The following is a 6,544-nucleotide window of genomic DNA, read 5'->3' as shown; positions in this document are numbered from 1 at the left end:
GCAGCCGAACTCGAACGTGCACAGCTGGTCGTAGGCAAGGGCGGCGACGAGGTGATCCTGCATTGGCGCATTGTTGCCGGAGACTGTCGTGTGCGCCACTGGGCGGAAATGCGGCGGGTGCCGACACTGAGGCATCTTTCAACACCCCAGGACCCACCGATGACCACCGCCGTGACCGCCATCCCCGCCGCCGCTTCAGACGAAGCGCTGCGCCACTTCGAATCTGCCTTCCGTTTCGAGACCGATTGCTGGGACGTGCACGACGCGCTGTCCCAGGCCGAGCCCGGCTTCGTGCTGCTGGACGTGCGCAACGCCGAGCTGTATGCCGCCGGCCATGTGCCTGGCGCGCTGCATTGGCCACACGGCAAGCTGACCGAAGGCAAGCTGGCGGGCTATCCGGCGGGCACCTTGTTCGTCACCTATTGCGCCGGCCCGCATTGCAACGGCGCACATCGCGGCGCGGCCCGGCTGGCGAAGCTGGGCCGGCCGGTGAAGATGATGATCGGCGGCATCACCGGCTGGCTGGACGAGGGCTTCGAGCTGGCGCGGGGGGCGGGCATCACGCCGACTGATAGAGCGTGACGACGCAGGCCCCGCCCAGGCCTAGATTGTGTTGAAGCGCGGTGCGTGCCAGCGGTACCTGGCGCTGCTCGGCCGTGCCCCGCAGTTGGTGGGTCAGCTCGTAGCACTGCGCCAGCCCTGTCGCACCGAGCGGATGTCCCTTCGACAGCAGTCCACCCGACGGGTTGGTCACGACCTTGCCGCCATGGGTGTTGTCGCCTGCGTCGATGAACGCAGCGGCCTCGCCTTCGCGGCACAGGCCGAGCGCTTCGTAGGTGATCAGCTCGTTCTGCGCGAAACAGTCATGCAGCTCGACCACGTCAAGGTCTTCGGCACCGATGCCGGCCTGTTCGTAGACCTGCTTCGCTGCAGCCTGGCTCATGCCGTACCCGACCAGCTTCATCATGTCGTGGCTCTCGAACGAGTCGGGCCGGTCGGTGGTCATGGCCTGCGCCGCGATGAACACGTCGGTGCGTAGGCCATTGCGCTTGGCGAAGGCTTCCGACACCAGCACGGCAGCCGCTGCGCCGCAGGTCGGCGGGCAGGCCATCAGGCGTGTCAGCACGCCGGGCCAGAGCATCGGTGCGTTCATCACATCGTCCACCGAGAGTTCCTTGCGCAGCAGCGCGAGCGGGTTGCGCGCTGCATGGCGGCTGGCTTTCGCGCGCACCTTCGCGAAAGCTTCGAGCGGCGTGCCGTGCTTGCGCATGTGCGCTTGGCCGGCACCGCCGAAGTAGCGCAGTGCGAGCGGCAGATCGGGCATGCCGACGAGTTCTGCGGCCTCGCGGTCGAAATCCTCGAATGGGCTCGGCCGGTCGTTGAACACGGTGCCGATGGCGCCGGGGTTCATCTGCTCGAAGCCAAGCGCCAGCACGCATTCGGCCGCACCCGACTCGATGGCCTGCCGCGCAAGGAACAGCGCGGTCGACCCGGTCGAGCAGTTGTTGTTGACGTTGAAGATTGGAATGCCGGTCATGCCCAACCCGTAGACCGCCTTCTGGCCGGCGGTGGAGTCTCCATACACATAGCCGACGTAGGCCTGCTGCAGCGCGCCGAACTCGATGCCGGCGTCGGCCAGCGCGAGCCGGCCGGCCTGGGCGGCCATCTCGGGATACGGCGCGTTCGCGCCGGGCTTGACGAAGGGGATCATGCCGATCCCTGCGATGAATGCCTTGTTCGACATGGCGTCCTTCAATGTGGCGCCGGCATGCGTTGCAGCATCTCGGCGCGGATGTCCTTCTTCATCACCTTGCCGACCTTGGAGCGCGGCAGGTCGGCCCAGATCTCGACCAGCTTGGGCGCCTTGACGCTGCCGATGCGCGCCTTGACGAACGCGACGATCTCCTCGGGCTGCACGCTGCGGCCGGCATGCAGCTGCAGCACCGCCACGACCTTCTCGCCCCATTTGTCATCGGGCAGGCCGATCACCGCGCTGTCCTGCACATCGGGGTGTTGCATTAGCGCCTGCTCGACCTCGACCGAGTAGACGTTGAAGCCGCCGGTGATGATCATGTCCTTGGCGCGGTCGACGATGTACAAGAAGCCGTCAGCGTCGAGCCGGCCGATGTCGCCGGTGTGGTGCCAGCCGAAGCGGCCGACCTCTTCGGTGGCCTTCGCGTCCCGGTAGTAGCCCAGCATCACGAGCGAGCTGCGGATCACGATCTCGCCGGTCTCGCCCGCCTTCAGTAGCTCGCCCTCGCTGTTCATGGTCGCAACCTGCACCAGCGGGCCGGGGCGTCCGGCCGACGACAGGCGCGACTGCGCGACCGAGCCGTCGGCGTTGAAGTGGTCCTTCGGCGCCATCATCGAGATCATCATTGGCGCCTCGGTCTGGCCGAAGAGCTGTGCCATCACCGGGCCGATCTTCGCCAGCGCTTCTTCGAGCCGCGCGGCCGAGATAGGCGCAGCGCCGTACCAAAAGCACTGCAGCGAATCGAGTTGGGTTGTCGCCAGCTTCTCGTGCTGCAGCAGCATGTAGATCAGCGTTGGCGGCAGGAAGGTATGCGTCACGCGGTGCTTCTCCACCAGCGCGAGGAAGTCGGTGAGGTCGGGCTTCGGCATGATCACCAAGCGGCCGCCCAGCGCCATCACCGGGAAGGTGAGCACGCCGGCCGCATGCGTCAGCGGCGCAAGCGCGAGGTAGGTCGGGCGGCCGTCGAACGGGTAGCCCATCAGCGTCAGCGCGCTCATGGTCTCGAGGTTGCGGCCTGAGAGCATCACGCCCTTGGGCTGGCCCGTCGTGCCGCCGGTGCCGGCGATCATCGCGACATCGTCGACCACCGGCACATCGAGCGCCTCATCGCTCATGCCCTCCAGCCACTGCGCCAGCGAGACCGCGAACGGCCACGGCTGGTCGAGGCAGACGAACAGCTTCACCTTCGGCAGCTTCGCGCGCATCTGCTCGACCATGGGTGCGTAGGCGCCTGCGAAGATGAGGCAGCCGCAGTCGAACGCGTCGAGCACGAAGCGGTTCTCGGCGGCCTCGTTGCGCGGGTTGACGGGGCACCACACAGCAGCGGCGCGCGAGATGCCGAACACGCAGGCGAACGCGGTCGCGTCGTTGCTGGCCAGCACGGCAACCTTGTCGCCTGCGTGAATGCCCGAGCGCTGCAGCGCGCGCGCGACGCGGTGGCTGAAGCGCTGCACGTCGCCGTACGAGAGGTCGGTGGTGCCCATCGTCAGGCACGGCGCGCCCTCGCCGAGCGATGCGCCCTTGTCCAGGTAGTCGATCAGTCTCAATGGAGCCCCTTGTCCGGTGAGTACACCGGCCGATCCCCCGAGGGGATGCGGGCCGGCTTGGGGCGGCCCGGCACTCGGCCAGCCGCGACCTGATGCATCACTTGTGCACGGTCAGTATGGGCGCCTGCACCAGCCCGAAGCTGCGCAGCGCGCCGAGCAACTCGCGGTGCCCGAACGCCTGGCAGCCCGACGCAAAACCAACCCGCTTCGGCGCCTGCTGCAGCAGCGAGGCCGCGGCGAAGGCCTGCAGCAGCCCCGTCTGCTTGTAGTTGCAGTTGCCGTAGATCACGCAGTGCGCGCGTGCCAGCGGCCCCTGTGCGTGCACCGAGTCGACCGACTTGTTGATGCGTGGGTTCTCGCGCGGCGGCATCGTGTTCATCACGCTCGCGGCGGTTTTCGAAAGGGCGACGTAGCGGTCCTCGTCGTTCATGCCTTCGGTCGCCTTCAACGCCGCCGCGACGATCTGCGGCACCCCCAGCATCAAGGGCTTGTTGAAGACGCCGCCGAGCACCTTGACGTTGGAGACGCGGGGATCCTTGCGGAACCAGACCGGGTGCGAGGTGCCACCCCACGGCAATGCGAGCGCCGCTTCGTGCTGGCCGGGGATCGTGACGTTGTAGAGGCCCGCATCCGGCTGCCACTCGACGAGCTTGTTCTGCTCCAGGAAGAAGGCCTTCGAGGTGGCCGCGTTGACGAGGATGGTCTGCGTCGACGCGATCGTCGGGCTGCCGCCCCAGAAGACCGCAATGTCCAAAGTGTCGAGGCCGGGCGTTTCGAGGCACAGTTGTGCGGCGATCTCGCCGGTCGTGTACATCTGGGCGAGGCCGGGCGAAAGCAGCAGGCCGGCGGCGGCGAACCTGGCGCCGTATTCGTCGTCCAGCGTGATCAGCCAGTCCTGTTCGCCGGTCGTGTCGGTGTAGTGGCACTTCGCGGCCAGGCAGGCCTGCACGACCTCGTGGCCGTACTTCGAGAACGGGCCGACGGTGTTCAGCACGACGGAGGCGCCGCGGAACAGCTCGGTCAGCGCCTCGGCGGTGTGGATCACCTCGACGACTTCGTAGTCGGCCGTCTCGATGCCCGCGACGTTCGACTTCATTGCCGCCTGGATCTTCTCGCCGCTGCGCCCCGCTGCGATGAACGGCACGCCGTACTCGCGAAGGTACTCGCACACCAGCCGGCCGGTGTAGCCGGAAGCGCCGTACACGACCACGGGTTTCTTGTTCTTGCTCATGGTTTTCTCGTCCTTTGTTTGTGAGGCTTACATGCCCATGCCGCCGTCGACCGGCAGCCCTGCGCCGGTGATGAAGCGCGCCGCATCCGAGCACAGGAACACGACCGCATCGGCCATGTCGGCAACCTCACCGAGGCGGCCCGAGGGCGTCTGTTCGATGATCGCGCCCACCGCTGCCTCGGGCGAAGAGAACAGGCCTGCCGCGACCACATCGGCGGCGAGCTTCATGCCCATCTCGGTGGGCACCAGCCCCGGATAGATGCAGTTCACGCGGACGCCGTAGCCCAGCTTGCCGGCCTCCATCGCGGCCACGCGCGTCAGGCGGTCGACGGCCGACTTGGTCGCCGAGTAGCCGGCGATGGCCGGGAACGCGATCGTCGCGGCGACCGACGAGAGGTTGACGACCGCGCCGCCCTTGCCAGCCGAGCCGTTCGGCCGCATCGCGCGGAACGCGTGTTTCAAGCCGAGCGCGGTGCCGACGATGTTGACGTCCAGCATCTTGCGCAGTTGATCCGGATCGATCTCCGAGACCAGCGCCGTGACCTCGATGCCTGCGTTGTTGATCAGGATGTCGAAGCCGCCAAGCGTGTCGATGGTGGTCTTCACGGCGGCTTCCCAGTCGGCCTCCTGCGTCACGTCGAGCTTCACGAAGCCGACCTTCGCGCCGTCCGCGGTCAGTTTGCCGGCGGTATCGCGGCCGAGCGAGGTGAGCACGTCACCGATCATCACCGAAGCACCGGCGGCGGCCAGTGCCTGTGCCATGCCTTCACCGAGGCCGCGCGCGCCTCCGGTGACCAGGGCCTTGCGGCCGGTCAAGTCGAACTTCGTCATTGCCTTGTCTCCTACTGTTTTTGGACGCTCGTCAAAGAGCGCGATTCGATGCTAGGAGTGGCCTTGACGAGTGTCAAGATTTATCCTTGACAGTTGTCAAGATCGCGGGTTTGCACCGAGAGGTGCTGGCCTTTCGGCGCGCTTCCTTCCTACAATTCATGGCATGGAGAAACTCGCAGCCCCCCGCGCGAAACCGCGCGACGAAAAGTTCACCGAACGCCGTGCGCAGCTCGGCGAGGCGGCGCTGCAGACGTTGGCCGAACTCGGCTACGCGCGCACGAGCCTGCGCGAGATTGCGCAGAACTCCGAGTTCTCGCACGGCGTGCTGCACTACTATTTCACCGACAAGGTCGACCTGATCCTTTGCAGCGTGCGCCAATACAAGGCGCGTTGCGTGATCCGCTACGACGCGGTCACCACCACCTCGACCACCTTCGAGCAGTTGCTCGATGGCTTTGTCGCTGCGCTCGGCCAGACCGTGCGCGACGAAGCGCCGATGCACCGGCTTTGGTATGACCTGCGTTCGCAGTCGCTGTTTGAAGAGGCCTTTCGCGCCGATGTGGCGGCGATTGAAGCGAGCCTGGAGAAGATGATCTGGCGCGTCCTCACGCGCATGTCGAGCCTTGCCGGCGCGCCGTTGCGCGCTCCCAGCAACGTGGCCTACGCGATGTTCGACGGGATCTTCCAGCAGTGCCTGATCAAGCACCTGTCTGGCGACCGCAAGGCGATTGCCGCGATGCAGTCGAACGCGCGATTGCTTGTTTCTCAACTGCTGGGGTTGCCGGTTTCGGTCGAGCGCAAAAGGCGCGCATGACGCCGGGCCGCGCAGCGGTCAACGCGGTCGCCATCAGCGCCACGCCCGCCAGCTGCACCGCGCTGAGCGCGTGCCCGTACACGGCCCAGTCCATCACGATGGCCGCAGCCGGGTACACGAACTGCAGCAGTGCGATGCGGCTGGTGGCCAGGCGCGTCATGCCGGCGTAGAGCAGCACGTAGGCCAGCCCGGTGTGGATCACGCCCAGGCCAGCCAACCAGGCCCAGCTGCTGCCAAACGCCGGCCAGCCGTGCAGGACGGGCCAGGCCAGCAGCGCCAGCGTGCCCAGCGCACATTGCCACCACGCGAGCGCAAACGAGCTGATGCCGCGCGCCTGCTTGGCGATCAGCGTCACACCGGCGTAGCAG

7 protein-coding genes are annotated in these 6,544 nt (G+C 66.8%); 2 read left to right on the top strand and 5 right to left on the bottom strand.

What is annotated here, in order from left to right:
* Positions 1-159: 159 nt before the first annotated feature.
* Entirely contained in the window at positions 160-582 is a 423-nt protein-coding gene (locus FKP22_RS17335) for a rhodanese-like domain-containing protein (RefSeq protein WP_141288741.1), read from the top strand.
* Here the strand turns inward: FKP22_RS17335 and FKP22_RS17330 are convergent.
* From FKP22_RS17330 to FKP22_RS17315, 4 genes are all read right to left on the bottom strand, one after another.
* Positions 560-1,744, bottom strand: coding sequence for a lipid-transfer protein (locus FKP22_RS17330; RefSeq protein WP_141288740.1), 1,185 nt, complete (start codon positions 1,742-1,744; stop codon positions 560-562). The two genes, FKP22_RS17335 and FKP22_RS17330, sit on opposite strands and share 23 nt — an antisense overlap.
* 8 nt (positions 1,745-1,752) lie before the next feature.
* Positions 1,753-3,300: an AMP-binding protein gene (locus FKP22_RS17325; RefSeq protein ID WP_141288739.1), complete on the bottom strand. Its 1,548-nt coding sequence runs from the start codon at positions 3,298-3,300 to the stop codon at positions 1,753-1,755.
* A gap of 97 nt (positions 3,301-3,397) precedes the next feature.
* Complete coding sequence (locus FKP22_RS17320; RefSeq protein WP_141288738.1) at positions 3,398-4,531, bottom strand: DUF5938 domain-containing protein; 1,134 nt, start codon at positions 4,529-4,531, stop codon at positions 3,398-3,400.
* Between the two features lie 27 nt (positions 4,532-4,558).
* A complete protein-coding gene (locus tag FKP22_RS17315; RefSeq protein ID WP_141288737.1) occupies positions 4,559-5,362 on the bottom strand; it encodes an SDR family NAD(P)-dependent oxidoreductase in 804 nt (267 codons plus the stop codon).
* A gap of 163 nt (positions 5,363-5,525) precedes the next feature.
* Here FKP22_RS17315 and FKP22_RS17310 point away from each other — a divergent pair, with 163 nt between their 5' ends.
* Positions 5,526-6,176, top strand: a complete 651-nt coding sequence (locus FKP22_RS17310) for a TetR/AcrR family transcriptional regulator (RefSeq protein ID WP_141288742.1) — start codon at positions 5,526-5,528, stop codon at positions 6,174-6,176.
* On the opposite strand, the gene FKP22_RS17305 is transcribed toward FKP22_RS17310, so the two are convergent.
* Positions 6,061-6,544: EamA family transporter (locus FKP22_RS17305; RefSeq protein WP_141288736.1), on the bottom strand; the 484-nt coding region annotated here is incomplete at its 5' end. The genes FKP22_RS17310 and FKP22_RS17305 overlap by 116 nt on opposite strands.

Origin of the sequence: Ideonella azotifigens (assembly GCF_006519715.1) — a bacterium.
Classification (GTDB): domain Bacteria; phylum Pseudomonadota; class Gammaproteobacteria; order Burkholderiales; family Burkholderiaceae_C; genus Ideonella; species Ideonella azotifigens.
The sequence above is the reverse complement of the archived record's forward strand: the minus strand, read 5'-3'. Positions and strand labels throughout refer to the sequence as shown.